Annotated in this window: 15 protein-coding genes and 1 pseudogene; 4 read left to right on the top strand and 12 right to left on the bottom strand. The window is 60.2% G+C overall.

All coding sequences use genetic code 11. From position 1 onward, the window contains the following. Window positions 1–10 precede the first annotated feature (10 nt). Window positions 11–538: an FHA domain-containing protein gene (locus tag DWU98_RS05300; protein WP_115494442.1), complete on the bottom strand. Its 528-nt coding sequence runs from the start codon at window positions 536–538 to the stop codon at window positions 11–13. Window positions 539–823: 285 nt separating this feature from the next. Here DWU98_RS05300 and DWU98_RS05295 point away from each other — a divergent pair, with 285 nt between their 5' ends. Both DWU98_RS05295 and DWU98_RS05290 read left to right on the top strand, forming a co-directional pair. Further along, window positions 824–1,036, top strand: coding sequence for a hypothetical protein (locus tag DWU98_RS05295; protein ID WP_115494441.1), 213 nt, complete (start codon window positions 824–826; stop codon window positions 1,034–1,036). Window positions 1,037–1,564: 528 nt separating this feature from the next. Next, entirely contained in the window at window positions 1,565–2,179 is a 615-nt protein-coding gene (locus DWU98_RS05290) for a peroxiredoxin (protein ID WP_196239473.1), read from the top strand. A gap of 54 nt (window positions 2,180–2,233) precedes the next feature. Here the strand turns inward: DWU98_RS05290 and DWU98_RS05285 are convergent, their stop codons facing one another. From DWU98_RS05285 to DWU98_RS05265, 5 genes are all read right to left on the bottom strand, one after another. Next, window positions 2,234–3,163: a MurR/RpiR family transcriptional regulator gene (locus tag DWU98_RS05285; protein ID WP_230474703.1), complete on the bottom strand. Its 930-nt coding sequence runs from the start codon at window positions 3,161–3,163 to the stop codon at window positions 2,234–2,236. 7 nt (window positions 3,164–3,170) lie between these two features. Further along, the gene (locus DWU98_RS05280) at window positions 3,171–4,493 is read right to left on the bottom strand and encodes a peptide MFS transporter (RefSeq protein WP_115494440.1); all 1,323 of its coding nucleotides are present in this window, start codon (window positions 4,491–4,493) and stop codon (window positions 3,171–3,173) included. A gap of 132 nt (window positions 4,494–4,625) precedes the next feature. Further along, entirely contained in the window at window positions 4,626–5,630 is a 1,005-nt protein-coding gene (locus DWU98_RS05275) for a dipeptide epimerase (RefSeq protein WP_115494439.1), read from the bottom strand. Between the two features lie 14 nt (window positions 5,631–5,644). Beyond that, window positions 5,645–7,645, bottom strand: a complete 2,001-nt coding sequence (locus tag DWU98_RS05270) for a serine hydrolase domain-containing protein (protein ID WP_115494438.1) — start codon at window positions 7,643–7,645, stop codon at window positions 5,645–5,647. A 40-nt stretch (window positions 7,646–7,685) separates the two neighbouring features. Further along, window positions 7,686–10,007, bottom strand: coding sequence for a TonB-dependent receptor (locus DWU98_RS05265; RefSeq protein ID WP_115494437.1), 2,322 nt, complete (start codon window positions 10,005–10,007; stop codon window positions 7,686–7,688). 211 nt (window positions 10,008–10,218) lie between these two features. Between DWU98_RS05265 and DWU98_RS05260 the strand changes: the two genes are divergently transcribed. Together DWU98_RS05260 and DWU98_RS05255 are read left to right on the top strand one after the other, a co-directional pair. Continuing rightward, window positions 10,219–11,610: an FAD-containing oxidoreductase gene (locus tag DWU98_RS05260; protein WP_115494436.1), complete on the top strand. Its 1,392-nt coding sequence runs from the start codon at window positions 10,219–10,221 to the stop codon at window positions 11,608–11,610. 14 nt (window positions 11,611–11,624) lie between these two features. Next, window positions 11,625–11,834 carry a dodecin gene (locus DWU98_RS05255; RefSeq protein WP_115494622.1) on the top strand — a complete coding sequence of 70 codons (210 nt, stop codon included), beginning with the start codon at window positions 11,625–11,627 and terminating at the stop codon, window positions 11,832–11,834. A 55-nt stretch (window positions 11,835–11,889) separates the two neighbouring features. Here the strand turns inward: DWU98_RS05255 and DWU98_RS05250 are convergent, their stop codons facing one another. The 6 genes and pseudogenes from DWU98_RS05250 to DWU98_RS05225 form a co-directional block, all read right to left on the bottom strand. Next, window positions 11,890–13,374, bottom strand: coding sequence for an asparagine synthase-related protein (locus DWU98_RS05250; RefSeq protein WP_115494435.1), 1,485 nt, complete (start codon window positions 13,372–13,374; stop codon window positions 11,890–11,892). Window positions 13,375–13,679: 305 nt separating this feature from the next. After that, a pseudogene (locus tag DWU98_RS05245) lies at window positions 13,680–15,032 on the bottom strand (FAD-dependent oxidoreductase); the annotation flags it as partial. A gap of 267 nt (window positions 15,033–15,299) precedes the next feature. Next, entirely contained in the window at window positions 15,300–16,196 is an 897-nt protein-coding gene (gene folE2 / locus DWU98_RS05240) for a GTP cyclohydrolase FolE2 (RefSeq protein WP_115494621.1), read from the bottom strand. Window positions 16,197–16,269: 73 nt separating this feature from the next. Then, entirely contained in the window at window positions 16,270–17,562 is a 1,293-nt protein-coding gene (locus tag DWU98_RS05235) for a S8 family serine peptidase (protein WP_115494433.1), read from the bottom strand. Continuing rightward, window positions 17,559–18,200, bottom strand: coding sequence for an anti-sigma factor (locus DWU98_RS05230; protein ID WP_115494432.1), 642 nt, complete (start codon window positions 18,198–18,200; stop codon window positions 17,559–17,561). Before DWU98_RS05230 ends, DWU98_RS05235 begins: the two co-directional genes overlap by 4 nt. Continuing rightward, on the bottom strand, window positions 18,197–18,781 hold the full coding sequence (locus DWU98_RS05225; protein WP_115494431.1) for an RNA polymerase sigma factor: 585 nt from the start codon (window positions 18,779–18,781) through the stop codon (window positions 18,197–18,199). The genes DWU98_RS05230 and DWU98_RS05225 overlap by 4 nt, the downstream gene beginning before the upstream one ends. Window positions 18,782–18,850: the final 69 nt, after the last annotated feature.

Below are 18,850 nucleotides of genomic sequence, written 5' to 3'. Positions count from 1 at the left end.
GTGCGCAACGTCAGTACAGCCACCACGCCAAGCTGGCAAGCACCAGCAGTACCAGCAATGCCGTCACGGCATACGCGTAACGACGCCATGCGGTTCGCTCCGGCTCACGCGTCAGAAACGTGAACTCGGCTTGGCCGAAGCGCACTTTGTCGCCGTGCGCGAGCACGGTTTCATGGATGCGCTTGTCGTTCACGAAGGTCCCGTTGGTCGACAGCGTATTCATCAGCACGTAATGCCCATGCTGATTGATGATCCAGGCGTGAGTGGCCGACACGCTGGGGTCGTCGATCACGATGTGATTGTCGCCGCGACGCCCGATGGTCTGCCGCCCTTGGTGCAGGCGATGACGCTGGCCTTTGTGCATGCCGCGCACGCCCTCCAGCAAGGGTTCGTGCGTGGACGCGCCATGGTCCTGCTCGAGCAGGTTGCCGAGGGCCAGTTTTTGGATTTCCGCAGCAGATAGCACCTGCGTACCCTGCGGCCCCGCGCGAGATGTGGCGGCCTCCTGCGGATGTGGCCGGCCGGTATTCGTGGACATGTCCGATCCCCTGTTACGCATGACTGTCCGGAACCAGCATGTAGCGGGTTCGAGAAGTCCCTTCCCCCGGGCAGCAGTGCCTATAGCGACAAACTATAACGAAATTGCACGCGATTGGAATAACCGGGCAAATCCGTCACATGGCGTTGATATTTGATACTTCGCAGCAGGTGCTATCGAAAGAAATAACCCACGATCACACCCATCGCCATCGGCAGTAGCGCCCGTGAGCCGCAACGCAGTAACGTAGCGGTTCCATGAAAGCTTCTCGCAACGGGAGCGTTTATGCCTATACGCATCAAACCCACCACGACGGTTTATCCGTGCAAGCACCGTTCGCATGCACGGGAATCAGGCACAGATTGTGTATGGGTCACCTGGGAAGCGATCGAGCGGGAGCATTTCAATCCCGATGGGTCGCTGGTTGCCGATTTTTCGCGGCCGCTGGAGGTCGACCCGTCGAGGGTGAAGAATCATCGCTACGAACCCGAACCGTAGGCCGCCCTTTGTGCCGGTGAATGTGCGGGGGCACCTGGCGCTGATACGCGTTCTGCTGGAGCACGCGAAAGCCGGACCAGTCCCACTAGAGGTCGGGTTTCTGGATCAAGCCTTCGTTCGTGGGTTCCATGACCTCGGCAAGATCCATTTGCTTGCCTTGGCTAGTGTCATGCGGGTAGTCCCAGATCAGGCGATCGTTCCGGTGCCGACATCCGCTGATGACGTTCGAGCGGGGTCTACACATATATATGTGTGAGCAGCGTGGTGTCAGGGATGGTTTGATTGGTTTTAAAAAATATAACAACGAATTTCAAATAGTTAACGTATATTTTTAATGTAAAATGCGATGCGATGGGTGGTTGCTTAGAGGAAGGGCAGAATCGTCCAGCCCCTTGACGTAACCCCGTGAAACCGGCCAGCGAAAATAAGGCACACACCACTTGGCGGTTTTGATCGAGAGCCGGCGACGCAACGGCGTCGGCTCCGCGTCTACGCTTCACCCGACTTTTTCCAAAGAGGAATGCAGGCATGAAGAAGTATCTGGCACGGTCGTTGGCAGCCGGCGTGGCCGTCATGGGTTTGTCTCTCGCAGTGCCGGCGCTGGCCGCACTGGCGCCCGGCGCGGTGGCACCGGATTTCACGGCGCAGGCCAGCCTGGCGGGCAAGGCGTTCACCTTTTCCCTCAAGCACGCGCTAAAGAAAGGCCCGGTGGTGGTTTATTTCTATCCGTCGGCCTATACAGGCGGCTGTGATATCGAAGCACATACCTTCGCGACCGAGAAAGCAAAGTTTGATGCCGCCGGCGCCACCATCATCGGCGTATCGGCCGACAGCTTGAAGCGACTCAATGCGTTTTCATCCGATCCGAAGTATTGCGCTGGCAAGTTCCCGGTGGCGTCAGACGCCAGCGGCAAAATCGCCGCGTCGTACGAGTTGAAGGTGCAGGCCGGGCAGCCTGGCCTGACCGACGTGCGTGGCGTTGCGATCGATCACAACTTCATCGAACGCACCACCTTCGTTATCGGTCGCGACGGCAAGATCGTGGCGACGCTGTCCTCCGCTACCGATCATCTGCATCCGCAAGATCACGTGCAGAAGTCGCTGGATATCGTGCAGCACCTGCAAGCAGGCAACGCGCCTTAAGCGATAAGCATGGCAACACGGGTGGCGTTGGATCAGCGCCGCCCGTTCTCATGCTCAGCCCGATTTCTTCGGCGTGCCGGGGGACGTTTTGGAGCGGCCGGCCTGCGCCCTTTTGCCAGTACCGGTCGCAGGTTCGCGTGGCCTGGATGGCGTGGCCCCCAGATACCCGACGAGCTGCTGGCGCAATTGATTGATGTCGCCCACACGGCCCATCACGTCGCCGGTTTCCTGCACGACCGAGGTGGCCAGCAAGCTGAAAAGCGTCATGTAGGCGCTGTAGCTGTGCCAAACCCAACTGGCCTGGATCATCAGCACGTGTGGCGTGAGTTCGCGCGCCCAGTAGCAATCGGTATCGGTGATCAATACCAGTGGAATACCGCGTGCGGCGACTTCTTCGGCCAATGCGCGAAACTGCTTGAAGTAGCGGCGCATGTCGATCAGCACCACGCAGCTGTTGGGCGTGGAGTCCAGCAGCATGTCCACATAGGCGCCGTCGCTGCCACCGTTGAACGACACGCGCGGCCTGAGCCACTCCAGTGTCTTGGCCAGCGCCTGGCCGAGAAACGTGGCGTGCTGAAAGCTGGCTACCGATACGCGGTCTGCTGTTACCAGCAGCTTCACCACTGATTTCCATTCCTTGGTGCCGATCAGCGCATGCACATCGGTCAGCGCGCGGATTTCCGACTGTAAGTGCGCGGCGAAGGCGTCGGTGTCTTTGGGTTGCTCCGGTTCCTTGTAGAGATGGCGCCACGTACCGTCGCCGCGCAATTCTTCTTTCAGCTCGTTGAGGCCGTCGTAACCGAGCGTGCGCAGGAAGCGCCCCACTGTCATGGGGCTTACGCCGACACGCTTGCTTAGCGATGCCGCCGTTTCGAACGGCAGATCGCGGAAGTTGTGCAACAAATGCGTGGCAATCTTTTGCTCGGACGCGGTGAGTTCGTCCCAGTGATCCTTGAGCTTTTGTTGCAGATCCTTGGTCATCATCGTCGGCTTATCTGGAAAGCATGGTGGCCAGGCCCGCATTTTCGCTCTTTTCCACGTGTCCCATGCGCAGGCCCACCACGTATAGCAGCGTAGCGGCCACACCCGCCACCGCGCCAATCAGCATGAAGAACCATCCGTGCGGCAGGGGGCTCCACAGCGTGCCCAGTGCGCCTGCAAGCAGGTTGCCGAAGAACCCGGCGAAAAACCAGATGGCAATGCTGGTGGCGCGCAATCCCTCCGGCGCCATGCGGCCAAACAGGCCCAGCCCAACCGGCAGGATGTACAGCTCGCCGAGCGTCATCAACACGAACCAGCCGGTCAGCCAGCCCCAATGGGCACGTGTGCCATGCGCCTGGGCCCACCCTGCGACGAGCGCCAGCAGTACGTAGGAGATGCCCACGATGGCCGCGCCGAAAGCCATTTTTTTCAGCCATGGTGTTTCGATGCCGCGCTTGGCCAGACGCGACCAGCGCGCCAGCAAGAAAGGCGTGGCGGTAAATACCACCAGCGAATCCAGCGACTGGAACCAGGTCATGGGGATGCTCCAGCTACCGGCGACGTGGCGATCCACGCCCGCGTCCGCCCACAGCGCAATGGTGTTGCCGACCTGTTCGTAGGCGCCGCGAAAAACGACCACGATGGCCGCGATGCCGATCAGAAATGCAAGCCTGCGCCATGTGGATTGATCAAGCGTTACACGTGTACGTACTGTTGCGGCCGTGCGTCGGGTTTCTGGCGGCAGATAGCGACTGCCGCTCAAATAGATCACCAGTGACGTCAGCATGCCGAGGCCGGCTGCGGCGAAGCCCCAATGCCAGCCATACGCCTCGCCAAGACTGCCGCAGATCAGCGGTGCAATGAATGCGCCGATATTCACGCCGACGTAGTAGACGTTGTATGCGCTCTTGCTGCGCGGATCGCCTTCCCGATACAGCCCTTCGATCTGGCTTGCGAGGCTGGGAAGAAACAGGCCGTTACCCAGCGCGATGGTGGCCAGGGCGGGGTAGAACAGCGCTTCGGACGCCATCATGAAATGTCCGAGCGCCATCGTGGCACCACCGATGAGCACCGCGTTGCGCTTACCCAGCCAGCGATCCGCCACGACACCGCCGAACACGGGTGTGAAGTAAACGAAGGCTGCATAAGCGCCGTAGATCAGCGAGGCGAATTGCTGGTGGATGTCCAACTGCTTGGTCATGTAATAGACCAGCAGCGCGCGCATGCCGAAGAACGAGAACATCTCCCACATTTCGGTGAGGAACAGGATGGTGAGGCCGGGTGGATGGCCGAACCAGTTGCGTTCTTGCGGCGAGACGTTGACGTTGGACATCGCTTCCTCTGGGTTATTTAATCTCGCCACAGCCACCTATCTTGCCTCCGCGTCATTCTGGCGAAAGCGGGAATGACGCGGAGGCAAGAAGAAATCGCTGGCGATGAAGCGGCTGCATGCGCTTGATTCAGATCACGCAGCCGCCACGACCGGACCGCCCCACACCGCATCCGGGCACCAGATCCGTCCATCGGCATAACTCACCGCCGGCGTGCGATCACCAAGCATGTAAAGCGGCCCGTCCAGGTCCACGACCGAGCACAGCGAACCCAGCACGAATGCCGGCCCCATCGACCAAGACGTTCCCCCCATGTTTCCCACCATCAGCTGGAAACCAAGCTGACGCGCCTCGCGCGCCATGGCCAATGCTTCCGTAAGTCCACCGCATTTGTCCAGTTTGATGTTGATCACTTGCACGCGCCCGACCAGCTTGTGCAGATCGGTGTGATCCTGGACGCTTTCGTCCGCGGCGATGGGAATGGGCGCATTCAATCCGTCGAGCCAGTTTTCGCATCCGATGGGAAAGGGTTGCTCCACCACCGCTACGCCGGCTTCGACGAAGGCAGGCAGCGCATCCCTCAAGGCTTCGCGCGTGAAACCTTGATTGGCGTCGACCATCAACCACGCACTGGGACGCGCGGCCCGCACTGCGCGCACGCGTTCGGCATTGCGCCCATCATTGGTGAGCTTGAGCTTGATGGCGCGCGCATCCGGCAGTTCGCACGCTTGCGAGGCCATCACCGATGGTTCGTCGGCGCTCAAGGTAAAGGTCGTAAGTAGCGGTTGCGGCGCAGGCATATCGGCCAATTGCCACACCGATTGATCGCGGCGCTTGGCCTCCAGGTCCCAGAGTGCGCAATCGATGGCATTGCGCGCGCCCCCCGCTGGCAACAGGCGTAGCAATTGCTCGCGCGTGACGCCGCGTTCGATCGTTTCGCGCAAGGCTTCAATCTGACCGAGCATGGTTACTGGCGTGTCGTGCTTGTAGTAAACGCCAAGCCCTTCACCGCGGCCTATCCACTGGCCGTCCTCGAGCGTCACCACCACCATTTGCGATTCGGTAAAGGTGTAGCCGGTGATATGGAAGGGTTGAGTCAGCGGCCGCTTTTCGATGTGTGCGCTCAGTTTCAGCGTCATGTTCTTTCCCGATATCAGTAGCGCACGTTGAAGCTGACCAGGCCAAAGGCCAGGATGAACCACGCCAGATAGATGGCGGCAAGCGCGAGCAGCGTTTCGCTTACGCGCACCAGCACGCTGCGTTGCGATGGACGCCAGTTGCGCCAGGTGTGTACGAGGATGGCGATCACGCCGGACAGCGCAATCACACCCAGCACATAGAGCACGTACATCCACGGCGTTGCCGAGCCATGCAACAGCACGTTCTCATCGACCGCCGCCGCGGTCAGCAGCAACAGCCAGCCCACCAGATCGACCAGCAATGCCAGCGCGCCTAGACGTGACCATCGGCGCGTGCGATGCAAGGCCCTGGGCAGTTCGAGCGACGTGCGATAGTGACGGCGCACCCACCCGCCGATCAGCCAGATCAGCAACGTCACCAGTACAACGACGAGGGCGAGGACGAGCCATAGACCCACGCTACCCAGGCTCTTGAAACCCGGTACGCGCTGGAAGACTTCCACGCCTGGCAGGTAATCCGTCGCCCAATAATCGATGCTGCCATCCGCATTCGTAACGAAGGCAAGCTTGTCCGGCCCATTTATCTCGCGATATTGCAGCGGGCCCACCTCGCGCCAACGCAACGGCTGCCCCGCATAATCGGTGAGCATGGAGATTTTCAGGATGCCGTCCGGCTCCGCGGCGATGTTGACCTGTCCGGTGAGATAAAGCATGCGCAAGGCGCTTTCGTTGCGCCGGCTCGCCTGATACCAGCCAACCACGCGCGCGGCATCCGCCTTGGCGGTGGAGGTGGTCGGTTGCTCTGCTTGCGGGTAAGGGAAGTAACGATCGAGGAACGCGTCGAAGATCGCCGTGCGCACCATCAACGTTCCCCATGCCTCCTTGCTGCCTTCGCTATTGAACGACATGAACACACCGATGTTCTTATCCAGCAGCAAATGCAGATCGCTATGGAAATAAACGGTGTCGCCGCCATGCCCGATGATGCGAAGACCATTGCGGTTTTCCTGATAGAACCCGAGATCGAAGCCATTGATGCCAGGCGCCGGTGTGTATTGCGGGCTATGCATCAGCTCAGTGGTCGCCGGTTCCAGGATGTGCGTATCGCCATAACGGCCATCCTGCAGCTGCGCGATCATGAAGTGCGCCATGTCTATGGCAGACGTGCTCATGGCGCCGGCCGGTGCCGGGTCGACCAGTTCGAATGCCTGCGGCGTGCCATCCGACGCGAGCGTGTAGGCTTTGGACATCAGTGGCGCCAGCGAGGCGGGCAATGGCTGCGCAAAGGTGGAGTGCGCCATGTCCAGCGGTTGGAAGATGTGCCTGGCGATATATTCATCGAAACGTTCGCCCGAAATGCGTTGTACGATATAGCCGGCCAAACCGCAGCCATAGTTTGAATAGGCGACAATTTTTCCCGGCGGAAAGATGCGCGCCGGAATGTGCGTTTTCAGATAACGCTCCAGATTAACGTCGGTGTCCGCCGCTGGCAGCAAGTCTCTGGCCGTATCCTCGAAGCCCGGCGTATGCGTCATCAGGTTCCGCAGCGTGATCGGCTTGCCCTGATAAGGCGGAATCTTGAAATCGAGGTAGTCGTTGATGTCTCGATCCAGTTGCAACTTGCCCTGTTCGACCAGTTGCATCACGGCCGTCCAGGTAAAGAGCTTGGACGTCGATCCGGGACGGAACAACGTGTCTTCTGTCGACACCGGCGTGCGATGCGCGATATCCGCGTAGCCGTAGCCTTTGGCGAACAGCACATTGCCATCCTTCACCACCACGATCACGCCGCCGGCAATATCGGTGCGCCGCAATGCAAAAGGCACCAGGCCATCAAAAAAAGCGCCCACGTCCTGCGGGGTTAACGTGGGCGTAGAAACGTTGTGGGTATCGGCTGGCTGAGGCGCCGTCGTTGCCGGCCCCAACGGGGCCGGCGGAAGGCTCTGCTGCGCAACCGCGAAACTGGCGGTGAGGCCGGCAAGCAATGCCAACAGGCGCTGTACATGACGGTTCATGCGGAAACTCCGTGCAGGGGATGCATGCTGAAAAGGACGCTCAGAAATCCAGGCTGGCGGACATGCCGATCGTGCGTGGCGTCTGGTAGGTGGCCTGGAACGGGCTGCCGACTGGGTTGATCGTTTCGGGCCACAAGGCGGTGATGCCGCGCTTGTTGATCAGGTTCTTGGCGTAGAACTCGATCGTCCAGTTGGCGTAGTTGGCGCCGATGTGCAGATCGAAATCGTTGTAGGCCGGTAAATGCACGCGTGGCGCGGGAATGGTGTTGAAGTCCGAATAACGCGCGCCGACGTAGCTGAAATTGCCGCCCACGAAACCGGACCAATCGCCGGTGAGCGGGAAGTTGTAGTCGGCACCCAGATTGGCATTCCACTTCGGCACGTAGGGCAGCACATCGCCCTTCAGGCCGTAGACGCTTCCGGCCGGCGTATTGGCGGCCAATACCGCCCGGGTGTAGGTGGCGTTCGACCAAAGCGTAAGCCCGGAAAGCGGCATGTAGCGCCAGCTCAATTCCGCACCTTTGCTGGTGGCACTGCCGCCGTTGCCGAGGAAGCTGATGCCGTCGACGGTGGTGGTGAGCTGCACCTTGCTCCAGTCGATGTAGAACACGTCCGCTTCCACGCTCATGCGCTTGTCGAGCATCAGCGACTTCAGGCCCGTTTCGTAATTCACCAGCTTGTCGGGATCGAACGTGAGCGGCGCGCCAAGTCCGGGCGGCACGCCGACGTTCGGGCCGCCTGGGCGGAAACCCGAGGCAACACGCACATAAGCCATCAAGTCGTCGCTGAACTTGTAGCTCGGGTTGAACAGATACGTGACCGGATGATCATGCCCTTGGATGGTGAAGTCGGTCGTGCCGATCAACAATCCCGTACTGGTCTGCGTATACGACGTACTGTCATTGCTGTAGCGCGCGCCCACCAGAATGCTCAGCTTGTCGGTGGCATGCCAGGTGAGATCGCCGTAGCCGGCCCATTCGCGGAAAAGCGCCGGTCCCACGGCTATGTTGCCAAGCGTGGGCAAGGCGATGGGTGCACCCGTGCTTGCGTCGAAGCTCAGGATATCTTCGTTGTCGGTGGTGTGCTCATGCGTGAAGAACAAGCCGGCGCGCCATTCCCATGTCTGATCCGCAGGCGATTGCAGACGCAATTCCTGCGTGACTTTATTCAACGCGATCGGTTGCAGTTCCGAATAACCGCCATTGGTCAGCCCAAACAGTGGATTGAGCACAGGTCCGTAGAGATCGGTGATATCCGAATTCTCGTTGAAGCGCAGCGTGCTGTAAGTGGTGGTGGAGATCAGCTTGGCCCAGCCGAAGTCTGCGTTCACCGTCAGATCGTAAAGACGATACGCATCCTTGAACATGCCTGTGCTGGCTGCGCGCGCCTGATTCGGCCAGCCATAAATGGGCTGCAGCGTGACCGGATTGACGTCGATGCCCTGGTTGGCGAGTCCGTCACTCTTGAGATTCTGCGCCAACGCCGAAAAGCGCACTGAAACCTTGTCGCTCGGTGTCCACAGCAACTGCATGCGACCGCCGCTGACCTTGGCCTCGTCGATGTCGGTCTTGCCGGTGGTGATGTTGTTGATGTAACCGGGGTCGTCGCGGTCGTACACGTTCACGCGCAACGCGAGCTTATCGCTCACCAGCGGAATATTGACCGTGGCATGCGTACCGTAGCCGGTGCCGCCACCTTGGACGCTGCTGGTGTCGAAGCCGATGTGCGCGCTGGCCTGTGTCGTATCCGGTGGCGTGGTGACGAACTTGACCAGGCCGCCCAGCGTATTGGATCCGTACAGCGTGCCCTGTGGGCCACGCAGTACTTCAATACGTTGCAAATCGCTGGGGTCGATGTCCGGCGTAAGCACGCCGCCTGCCGAATAAACGGTGCTGGAGCCGTAAGGCGCGTCATCGATGTAGGTGCCGACCGTTGCATTGGGCTGCCGCGCGCCGGACGTAATGCCGCGCAGTACCAGTTGCGTCCAGCCTTCGCCGTAGGAAATCAGGTTGAGCCCCGGCACCTGCGAGGCGTAATCGGTAAAACTCACGGCGTTCTCGCGTTGGAGCTGGGTGTCATCCAGCACGGATACGGCCATCGGTACATCCTGCAAGCGTTCGCTGCGCTTGTTGGCCGTGACGATGATGGTGCCCAGCTGCTGCGGCGCGGCCCGGTTGGACGATGGCGTGTTACGCGATGCGGCCTTGCCAGCATTTTGCTGTGATGTCGCGGATGTGTTGGCAGCGTTCGACGTGGCTTGGCTGCCGTCGTCTTGCGTCTGCGCCATCACGCACAACGGCCCCATCAGCCCCACGGCAACCGCCGCGCAAAGACGACGACGAATGTATGGCGAACAACTCATGTCCACGATCCCCTCCCCGAGATACGGTCAGCCCGTGAACCTATTGGTATCAAGATAACATTTATATGTCAATGATATTTGAATAACATTTTGTATCCGGCCCCTGAGAAGGCACAGGCTCAGGGTCCTGCGTGGCGCCACGGCGCCTTTACGCTTCTTTCCTCATTGACTCGTCACACTGCTCATTCCACCCGTTTCCTGGGAGTGCGCCATGAGCCAGCGATTCGACGCGGTGATCGTAGGTGCGGGGCAGGCCGGCCCACCCCTGGCTGAGCGCCTGGGCAAGACCGGGCGCAAGGTCGCCGTGATCGAACGAAAACTCGTCGGCGGCACTTGTGTGAATACCGGTTGCATTCCCACCAAGTCGATGGTGGCCAGCGCTTACGTGGCGCAAGTTGGGCGTCGCGCTGCCAGCTACGGGGTACGCGCCGGCGAGGAAATTGGTGTGGATATGGAACGTGTCTGGAAACGCACGCAAGGTATATCCGGTCAGTCTCGTGGCAGTGTGGAGAAATGGTTGGCCGGGATGACGAATGTTTCCCTGCTGCGTGGTCACGCGACGTTCGAATCGCCGCATGCGTTGCGCGTGGGTGATGATCTGATCGAGGCTGAAGAGATTTTTCTCGATGTCGGTGGCCGCGCCGACGTGCCTGCGATGCTGGGTGTCGATACGGTGCCATATCTCACGAACACCGGCATTCTCCAGCTGCGCGAACTCCCCAAACACCTGGTGATTGTGGGCGCCAGTTACATCGGCCTGGAATTTGGGCAGATGTTCCGGCGCTTTGGTTCGCAAGTGACGATTGTCGAGCGCAGCGATCGCTTGTTGCCGCATGAAGATCAAGATGTCGCCGCGGCCATCGCCGATATCCTCCAAGGCGAGGGCATCAGCTTGCACTTGGCCGCCGAATGCATCGAACTGCGCGGCCACGCAGGCGATATCCGCGTCGTGGCCAAATGCCCCGGGCCGCCCCGGGAGGTGAGCGGCACGCATCTATTGCTGGCAACAGGGCGTCGTCCCAATACCGATACGCTCGGCCTGGAAAAGACCGGTGTCGCTACGGATAAGAAGGGCTACATCACGGTCGACGACCAATGTCGAACGAATGTACCGGGCATCTGGGCCATGGGCGATTGCAACGGCAAAGGCGCCTTCACGCATACCTCTTATAACGACTACGAGATTGTGGCGGCCAACCTGATCGACAACGAGCCCCGGCGCATCTCTGATCGCATTACGGTCTACGGCTTATTCATCGATCCGCCGCTGGGACGCATCGGGCTCACAGAGCAGGATGCATTGAAGCAAGGCTACAACGTACGCGTCGGCAAGCGACCGATGACGCGCGTTGGGCGCGCGGTCGAGCGCGGCGAAACACTGGGTTTCATGAAAACCATTGTGGATGGCGACAGCGAGCAATTGCTCGGCGCCGCCATCCTCGGCGTCAACGGTGATGAGGTCGTGCACACCTTGCTCGATGTGATGTATGCGAAAGCGACCTATCGCACCGTGACACATGCGGTGCACATTCACCCGACAGTTGCCGAGTTGCTTCCCACAACGCTACAGAGTCTGACGGCTGTAGCACGATCATCAACCTGATGGAGGTCAACGTCATGTCCGATCATGTCTATAAGACGGTGGAACTCACCGGTTCTTCCAAGACCAGCAGTGACGAAGCCATTCGTTGCGCCATCGAGCGCGCATCCAAGACGATCCGCGACATTCGCTGGTTCAATGTCACCGACGTCAGGGGCCATGTGGAGGGAGGGCATGTAGCGTATTGGCAGGTAACCTTGAAGGTTGGTTTTACCCTGGAACCGTGAGCGCATGGAACGCCGCTCTGCGCCGCCCTCACTCAGGCTCTGGCCGGAATGAGGGCTAATCAACGGACGAGGGTTGTTCCGCATCGCCGTGGCTGCCCAGCCGATGGAGCAGCCATGGGAGCGTCACCGCGAGCAGATAGAACTTCGACGCAAAGAACTTGTTGCCGAGACAATGCCGGTGGTCTTCCAGCCACTTCGGCGCTCCCGGCAGCAGCGCCCGTGCCTGCAGCGCGAGTGCATGAACGTGGTCGAAGCGCTGCGTCGCCAGACCCTGCACATCGAAACGGAACGATCCCTTGGAGCTCACATAGGGCAACTGCTGGAAGTGCTGCGCGATATACCGGCGCATCAATACCTTGTTTTCGCCGCCCGGTCCAATGAGGCGGTCATCCGGAACGCTGTTGAAGATCCACTCGCAAAGCTGCCAGTCGCAATAAGGGTAGGCCAGACGCAGGCCCGCTGCTTTGGCGGTATACATGCCCTTGGCGAAGCCGGCCGCCTCCAGCACCACCAGCACCATGCGCAACACTGCCTCGGCCGATTCGGCGGCCTGCACGTCGTCCTTGAACGTCTCCATGCGCTTGCGCGAATGCTCCGATACGCGCAGGCCCAAGAGTTGATCCACTTCATCATCGCTGAAACGAGAGCCAGGGAAATGACGCTCGAACGCGTTCATCTGCAAGGTGCCAAGCGCAAAGCACAGCTTGAAGCTCCGGCGGATAAGCGGATATCGCAAGAGCGCATTCGGTACGCGCGCGCCCACTGCCAAAAGCCCGAGCAAGTGCTGCTTCACATGCAGCGGCACGCCGAAGTAAGGGTCCACCCCCAAGGCATCGATAATGCCATCGCCCTGGTAATGGCCAATTTCCGTTGCCAGGTCTGCGTACGACAGCGTGGCAAAGTCGGCCGTAAGTAGTGGAATGCGCGGCACCATGGCCAGATAACGGTCATACGCCCGTGCCGGGTCGCATACCATGACTTCATGACGCAGGCCGAGTTGCTTTGCGACGAATCGCGCCGATTCGACTTCGTTTTCTTCCTTGCCGCCCAGATAGGTGACGCACGTCGTATCCGGACGCGCATCCGCGATCGCAATGGCCAATGAGGTGGAATCCTTACCACCGCTCTGCAATAGCCAGGGAATCTTGATGTCTATCGTGCTCCGCTGCACGGCTTGCGTAAGAAGCTGATGGTAAGTGCGCAGTAACGCCTCGTCGCTTACTGTATGCGGCTCTGGTCGCGCCGGTGCCGATGACGATTGGTAGGCAAAATGAAACCGCAGTTCGTCGTCCAGGCCGCGTTGCAGCGCAAAGCCCGTCGCAACGTTTTTTACGTCACGATAGATCGTATGCGGTGGATAAACGAATGCATTGCGAAGGAGGTCGGCAAGCGAAATCGGATCGATGGATGCGTTGTTGGCACGCCACGCATCCAGTGCAGAAAAATCGACGGCGCCCCCATAGGGGCTGGTATGAATATGGGTTTTTTCGAACGTACGTGACACCGGCTCTGGCCGATCAAAAGAAATCGATGAACTCATGCAACCACCCGCGGTTGTTTCAAGAGTGCAAGTTAACCCCTGCGGCACGATGCATGCGCATCCGCCCGCCCCTTATGTTCGCAACTGAACGCTGATGCTAGAAAAGGCATCGTGCAGCCCTTGTAAAAAAATACATTTCAAATCGCATATGCGGTATAAAAAATGGAATAACAGTTCGTGATCTACTCGGGATTGGACAGCACTCCAAGGCGGTCAGGTAGTCGGTGGGAGACAGGTTTGTACGTGGGAAACGACGACACCGCATCTGTCGCATGATATGCAGCGAGCTGTGCGCTAAGCGGTGGCAGCGGCGAAAGCGTCGCCTGCAACGCGGTGACGGCAGCATCCAGTGAGAGGTTGTCCGGATCCGGTGCGTCGGCCAGCCATTGATCCAGCCATTGATCCTGCACGCGGCCGCGCTCATACGCATAGGCATAGGGCAGAAGGGTGAACGTGACCATGCGATAACGTGGCATGAAATGCTGTGGCGCCCGTTCCGCCAGTCGCGCGCCAAGTTCATGCTTGGCGATGTAGTGCGGATCGGCGACGGAGTCACGCATCTCGACATAATTTTCCAGCGTCATGGCGGCAATGGCATCGGCATTCGGCTTTCGAATGCGCTGGAATTCTTCAAGCGCCGCGGCGCTATCGCGACTGCCGTCTGTCAGTAGATCGGCCAGCACCACGGTATCTTCAAATCCACAGTTCATGCCCTGGCCGTGGAACGGCGCGATGGCGTGTGCCGCATCGCCGATCAGCACGGCGCGCCCGTCGATATGCCACCGATCCAGATAGAGCGTGGCAATCTTGCCAACCGGGTGCGTGTCGTAGTCGTCGTGAAACCGCGGCATCAACGGTAGAAGGTCGGGGAAATCCTGGTGGAAATACACGCTCGCGGTTGCGGCATCGCGCAGCGTATCGAAGCTCGGATAGGAGCCATGCAAGGGCAGGAACAAGGTAACGTTGAAACTGCCTGCGATATTCGGCGTGGCAATGCACATATGCCGCCCACGCGGCCAGATATGCAGGGCGTTGGGTTCGATGGCGAAGCGGTTGCGGCCCGGGCTGGGTGGGATTTCCAATTCCTTGTAGCCATGGCCGAGTGGTTCGACGCGAATACCGAGTGGCCGGTAGAGGTCCATGGCCGCACGCAACGCCGACCCGGCACCATCGGCGCCGATCAGCAGGCCGGCGTGGTATTTGCGCTGTACATAATGGCTGTCACTGAGCGTGATGGTCTGTGCGTTGATGTCGGCGTCGGTCAAAGCGTGGCCGAAATGAAACGTCGCACCTGCCGCCTCCGCCGCATCGAGCAGGAGCGTATTGAGGCCATTGCGCGAAATGGACCAGATCACCTCGCTGTCGTCGACGCCATAACGTTGCAGGCCGCTGATACCATCGCGTGGATGCACCATGCGGCCACGCATCATCACCGACCGTCGTAATGCAATGTCGGCAAGACCGGCCGCGCGCAGTGCCTGCAACCCGCGTTCGGCAATGGCCAGATTGATGGTACGGCCGCGTTTGACGACGTTTACACGTCGCGGATCGGAGCGCTTTTCAAATACGTTTACCGCAAAACCGCGTCTGGCCAGAAGCTGAGCGAGAAGCGCCCCCACGGGGCCGCCACCGATCAACGTAATCGCTTGCCTAGCCATGCCGACTCCTCGACGCGAACGATTTCGCAATTGCGTGCGGGCTGGAGCATCACAGCGCGGCAATCAAGAAACTATGAAGCGCTCGCAAGAAATATGAGAATGGCATGTGAAAGCTAGTTCAGATTGCCGTTGCACGCGCTCATTGAATTGAGGGGTGCCTGCTACGATCTCTTGCCAAACCTTTGGCGCAGCTTAGTTCGGCGTTAATGAGTCTTGGGTGGTTTTACGCTGCGTCGACAATCGTTTATATTTCTTAAATGCGATGTTTCAGAGCTGGCTTTTGCTCGCACACGCGACCGCGTCATGCGGATGCAGGCTTTCAAGATGTTCCACCTGCACGTTGAAACAGGCGATGGTGTTGTCGGCATCCAGTGCGCGGTAAATGCGCCGCGCAGCATCTTCGCAAAACATCAGGTTGCTGCCGTTGGCTCGCGCAAAGGCCTGTTCGTCTTCACGTTTGACGGCGGTTTGTACGGGCGTACCGAGCGCCGTTTCGACGCGATCGAGGAGCGCGATGATGTTCAAGGGCGCATCCACTGCGTAGCGCACGCGGAGCCTGGCCACGCTGCGTTGCGCGTGGGGCGTGGCGACGATGCCGGTTTCGCTGCCCAACCAGGCGAGCACGGCAGTATGCTCAAGCGGCATGTCGGGATGAAAATCCTTGGCGAATTGTTGCTGGATCAGCTGGCGTGAGAGCGCTGCCGAAGCAGGGCAGGTGGAGGAATACACCACTTCCGTGCCGATCTGGATGTGCAGGCCTTCGGCATCCAGGCAGGCCTGAATCGAAACGGGATAGGCGCGCCACCCGCTGTTGCCGCTACGCAAGGCGGGGCGGCGTATCAGGTGCTCGAAGCGGATGCCGATGCGCGCGCGATCGGCCATGTCGCGATGCGAATCGAGCAACGCATTCAACAGCGATGCGAGCGTGGCCGCATCAAGGGCGCGGCTGCCAAGATGATCGTCGACCAGCAAATACAGGCGCGACATGTGGATGCCACGTTGATCCGGCCTGGTGAGATTTACGAATACATCCACCTTGGCGCTTGAACGGTGCGCGCTTCCGTCGCCGGCATCGAACAGAATGGGCATCTGCATGTTCGCCATGCCGACCCAGTCGAGCGTGGCGTCCAGTTGCGGGTGGAGAACGGTCGCGACATCGGGCATCAGGCCCACGGCAGTGCTGATAGGTTTCACGTCGGCGCTTTGGGTTTGATGGCATCGAGTGATGCCGGGATGGTCAGTGAGTAAGTCGGGGCACGTCGTGCAGGGCCGCTACGGCGGACGCCGCGTTTACCTCGAGCATGCCTTTGGACACTTTGCTGCTGTGAAGCAGAAGATCGTGCACCGTGCGGGCGTCCATATGCGGCGCAAGCGCAAGCAGCAAAGCAACGATGCCGCTGACATGGGCGGCAGCCATGGATGAGCCGGAGGTGAAATCGTAACCACCGCCAGGTTGCGTCGTGAGAATGTCGTTGCCGGGGGCGCTAAGGATGCCGGGCGGCGCGGTCTTGGAATCGCTTACGCGCACGACGATCACCCCGGGCGCGTTATCGGGGAAGCCGCCCAGGTTTCCGTCCGGCGGCAACGCCGCTACCACAATGCGCCCCTGGCTCAGCAGCTGCGCAAGCAGCTTGTCCAACAGGGGATCGGCGGGGCCGCCCAAGCTGAGGTTTATGACGCGTGCGTCGGTGTCGATGATCGCCGCCAGTGCTTTGGCGAGGGTGAAGGAATTGCAGTGCGCGCCGGCCTTGGCCGGTACGTACCAGCATGCTTTGTAAATGCTCAGTTCGGCTTTCGGCGCGATACCCACGATACCCACATGATTGTCCGCATCGGCCGCAATCACGCCGGCGACTTCGGTGCCATGATGATCGTGATCGAACGCTGCATCATCGTCGTCCACCATGTCGTGGGCGTCATGGATACGCCCTTGCAGATCGGGATGCGTCATGTCCGCGCCGGTGTCGATGACGGCGATATGCACGCCTTCGCCCTGAGTCAGTTTTTGCGCCGCCGCCGCGTCGGTCTCGACGAAACCGCGCTGGAGATCCACGTAAGGATCGTTGTAGCGGGAATGGTTGTTATCGGGCGTAACCGTCGCGTAGAGCGAATAGTCCTGCAGCGGTTGCGCAAGCTTGACGCGGTCGTCGTTGGCGAGAGTCTTCAGTAGCGCGTCGCGATCCGCGCCCGCGGGAGGTTCCACGACGACGCAATACACGCCAAGCGCCTTGATCGGCCAGCCAGCGACTTGGTGCAGCCGATAGTGTTGCTTCAGATCGCTCAATGCAGAGGATGCACGCTGACCTGCACCGTAGTAACGCGGCGGCACATAGCCGAGCAAACTGGAGCCCGCATGCATCGCAGGCGGCTCGATGGGATTGTCCACGGCCAGGATGATGTCGCGCTGGCTATCCATTGAAACGACCGGCGCGCCACTGGCGTCGGCTTGCACGCGGGTGGCTGCCGCAGCCGGGGAGAGCATGCTTGCGCACAGCAAGGCTGCAGCGAGAACAAATGCGCCGGATCTCATGGCGTATCGGTCACCGGCTCCGCCAGACGAACGCCGCGTGTGGCGCGCAGTTGTTGCAAGGTGTGTGCGGTGGCCCGCCTGGCACCGACCGGCGCAACCGTATAAGCGCCAACGTCGTTAGGGCCGCCGACAACTTGCAACTGCAAGCCATGCAACAGCGCATTCCAGTCGGCCAGGGTCATATTCGCATCGGGTACGATGCGGATGGCGCCCGATACCACGGGTGCGGGGGGCGCTTCACTGAGCGTGCGATAGGCCGGTGCTTCGCTACTGGACCCTATTTTCAAGCCCAGTGCGCCAATACCGACGGCTTGCACCAGCACCGCGGCGACCAGGGCACGGGTCAGCCAACTCCCCGATCGTGCGCGCAGCGGTTGTTCCTGCACGGTCGGCGCATCGACACGGCCGAGCAGGCGTTGCAGGCCGGCTTCCACATCGACCTCGACGTCTGCGGGCAATGACATCGCCTGATGCAAACGCTGCTGCTGCACAAATTCCGCGCGGCATGCCGAGCAGTGCGCAAGGTGATGCGTCAGCCATTCGCTTTGCTCCTGGGTGGCGCTTTTTTGCAGCACCCACGGCATCATTTCCCACGCGCGTGGGCAATCCTGACTGGAGTAGGTGGGTAACATGGTCATGGCGCTTGCTCTTTGAAGGTGACTGTACCTTCAGCCAAGGCAGGGAGTACGTTGCGCAGTTTCACGCGCGCATGAAACAGGCGGGCCTTTATCGTGCCGACAGGGCACTGCATGATGGTTGCCACATCGTCCAGCGTGTGACCTTCGCCGTACACCAGCTCAATCACGACACGCTGGTCGGTGGATAGGCGTTGCAGACCTTTGCTCAGCCAGTCGCGTAGCTCGCGGTCTTCCTCCGGATCGATAGCGGGTGTGCGCTCTTCCGGAATATGGCTGTCTTCGACCGGTTCGTCGCCATGCTGGCGCAATGCCTTGAGGCCGCAGCGGTAGGCAATGCCCATGATCCAGGTTGAAACGCGCGAATCACCGCGAAAATCGCCCGCCTTCTGCCAAGCGATCCAGAAGCAGTCGTTGATGACTTCTTCGATGACGTCCGCGCGGCGCGTCAGCCGCGAAAGGAAGCGACACAGGCGTCCGTGGTAATTGCGATAGAGGGTCGCCAGCGCAGCGCGATCGCCGGCCGACATGCGTTGCAGCAGCATGCGGTCGGTGGCGTCGGCGGTGATATCGGCGTCGTTCATGGTTGGAGGGTAGCCCGATGGCGTCGGTTGACGACATAAGTGCCAAATGGGCGCCCAAAGGTTGTCTTT

It is taken from the genome of Dyella monticola, assembly GCF_003363155.1.
Lineage (GTDB): Bacteria > Pseudomonadota > Gammaproteobacteria > Xanthomonadales > Rhodanobacteraceae > Dyella_B > Dyella_B monticola.
Note: the sequence above shows the minus strand (reverse complement) of the source record. Positions and strands in the feature narration are given on the sequence as shown.